The 2,920-nt window shown below is 50.5% G+C and carries 1 rRNA gene; it reads left to right on the top strand.

Annotated features, from left to right (window positions below):
- Positions 1 to 33 precede the first annotated feature (33 nt).
- Positions 34 to 2,909: ribosomal RNA gene (locus V7R55_RS19345) — 23S ribosomal RNA — on the top strand.
- The last annotated feature ends 11 nt before the right edge of the window (positions 2,910 to 2,920 follow it).

Raw genomic sequence — 2,920 nt, 5'->3', positions numbered from 1 at the left:
AGACAGAAGTCAAAAGGCTGTTTGGGGTTGTATGGTTAAGTGACGAAGCGTATACGGTGGATGCCTTGGCAGTTAGAGGCGATGAAGGACGTGTAAGTCTGCGAAAAGCTGTGGTGAGCCGACAAAATGCATTTGAGCCACAGATGTCCGAATGGGGAAACCCACCTGTTTACAGGTATCGTTACATGAATACATAGTGTAACGAGGCGAACGAGGGGAACTGAAACATCTAAGTACCCTTAGGAAAAGAAATCAATTGAGATTCCCCTAGTAGCGGCGAGCGAACGGGGAACAGCCCTTAAGCTGTATTGAATGTAGTGGAATCCTTTGGGAAGAGGAGCGATACAAGGTGATAGCCCTGTACACGACGCAATCTTTACAGTGAAATCGAGTAGGTCGGGACACGTGTTATCTTGACTGAATATGGGGGGACCATCCTCCAAGGCTAAATACTCCTAACTGACCGATAGTGAACCAGTACCGTGAGGGAAAGGCGAAAAGAACCCCTGTGAGGGGAGTGAAATAGAACCTGAAACCGTATACGTACAAGCAGTGGGAGCCCTTCGGGGTGACTGCGTACCTTTTGTATAATGGGTCAGCGACTTATATTTAGTAGCAAGGTTAAGCGAATAGCGGAGCCGTAGCGAAAGCGAGTGTTAACTGCGCGTTTAGTTGCTAGGTATAGACCCGAAACCCGGTGATCTAGCCATGAGCAGGTTGAAGGTTGAGTAACATCAACTGGAGGACCGAACCCACTGACGTTGAAAAGTCAGGGGATGACTTGTGGCTGGGGGTGAAAGGCCAATCAAACCGGGAGATAGCTGGTTCTCCCCGAAATCTATTTAGGTAGAGCCTCGGACGAATTCCATTGGGGGTAGAGCACTGTTAAGGCTAGGGGGTCATCCCGACTTACCAACCCTTTGCAAACTCCGAATACCAATGAGAACTATCCGGGAGACACACGGCGGGTGCTAACGTCCGTCGTGGAGAGGGAAACAACCCAGACCGCCAGCTAAGGTCCCAAAATATTGCTAAGTGGGAAACGATGTGGGAAGGCATAGACAGCTAGGAGGTTGGCTTAGAAGCAGCCACCCTTTAAAGAAAGCGTAATAGCTCACTAGTCGAGTCGGCCTGCGCGGAAGATGTAACGGGGCTAAGCAATATACCGAAGCTGCGGCAGCATGTTTACATGCTGGGTAGGGGAGCGTTGTGTAAGTGGATGAAGGTGAGTTGTAAAGCTTGCTGGACATATCACAAGTGCGAATGCTGACATGAGTAACGATAATGGGAGTGAAAAACTCCCACGCCGGAAGACCAAGGTTTCCTGTCCCATGCTAATCAGGGCAGGGTAAGTCGGCCCCTAAGGCGAGGCAGAAATGCGTAGTCGATGGGAAACGGGTTAATATTCCCGTACTTATATAATCAGTGATGGAGGGACGGAGAAGGCTAGGCAAGCTTGGCGTTGGTTGTCCAAGTGAAAGTGAGTAGGCTGAAAACTTAGGTAAATCCGGGTTTTCAAGGCCGAGACACGAGACGAGCTCCCAAGGGAGTGAAGTTGTTGATGCCCTGCTTCCAGGAAAAGCTTCTAAACTTATGATTATATGAACCGTACCCCAAACCGACACAGGTGGTCAGGTAGAGAATACTAAGGCGCTTGAGAGAACTCGGGTGAAGGAACTCGGCAAAATTGTACCGTAACTTCGGGAGAAGGTACGCCTCTGTTTGTGAACACTTCGCGTGGTAAGCAAATGGAGGCCGCAGTGACCAGGTGGCTGGGACTGTTTATTAAAAACACAGCACTCTGCAAACTCGTAAGAGGACGTATAGGGTGTGACACCTGCCCGGTGCCGGAAGGTTAATTGATGGGGTTAGTTTTCGGACGAAGCTCTTGATCGAAGCCCCGGTAAACGGCGGCCGTAACTATAACGGTCCTAAGGTAGCGAAATTCCTTGTCGGGTAAGTTCCGACCTGCACGAATGGTGTAACCATGGCCACGCTGTCTCCACCCGAGACTCAGTGAAATTGAAATCGCAGTGAAGATGCTGTGTACCCGCACCTAGACGGAAAGACCCCGTGAACCTTTACTACAGCTTGGCACTGAACATTGAACCTACATGTGTAGGATAGGTGGGAGGCTTTGAAGCACAGTCGCTAGATTGTGTGGAGCCGTCCTTGAAATACCACCCTTGTATGTTTGATGTTCTAACATTGGTCCCTTATCGGGATTGTGGACAGTGTCTGGTGGGTAGTTTGACTGGGGCGGTCTCCTCCCAAATAGTAACGGAGGAGCACGAAGGTTAGCTAATCACGGTCGGACATCGTGAGGTTAGTGCAATGGCATAAGCTAGCTTAACTGCGAGACAGACACGTCGAGCAGGTACGAAAGTAGGTCATAGTGATCCGGTGGTTCTGTATGGAAGGGCCATCGCTCAACGGATAAAAGGTACTCCGGGGATAACAGGCTGATACCGCCCAAGAGTTCATATCGACGGCGGTGTTTGGCACCTCGATGTCGGCTCATCACATCCTGGGGCTGAAGTCGGTCCCAAGGGTATGGCTGTTCGCCATTTAAAGTGGTACGCGAGCTGGGTTTAGAACGTCGTGAGACAGTTCGGTCCCTATCTGGTGTGGGCGTTGGATGATTGATGGGAGCTGCTCCTAGTACGAGAGGACCGGAGTGGACGAACCGCTGGTGTTCGGGTTGTCATGCCAATGGCATTGCCCGGTAGCTATGTTCGGAACGGATAACCGCTGAAAGCATCTAAGCGGGAAGCCGGCCCAAAGATGAGTCATCCCTGAACTTTAAGTTCTGGAAGGGTTGTTATAGACGATGACGTTGATAGGCAGGGTGTGGAAGCGTTGTAAGGCGTTAAGCTAACCTGTACTAATTGCCCGAGAGGCTTAACCATACAACGCCCAA

The organism is Alteromonas sp. S005, from assembly GCF_036864475.1.
Classification (GTDB): domain Bacteria; phylum Pseudomonadota; class Gammaproteobacteria; order Enterobacterales; family Alteromonadaceae; genus Alteromonas.
Note: the sequence above shows the minus strand (reverse complement) of the source record. Positions and strands in the feature narration are given on the sequence as shown.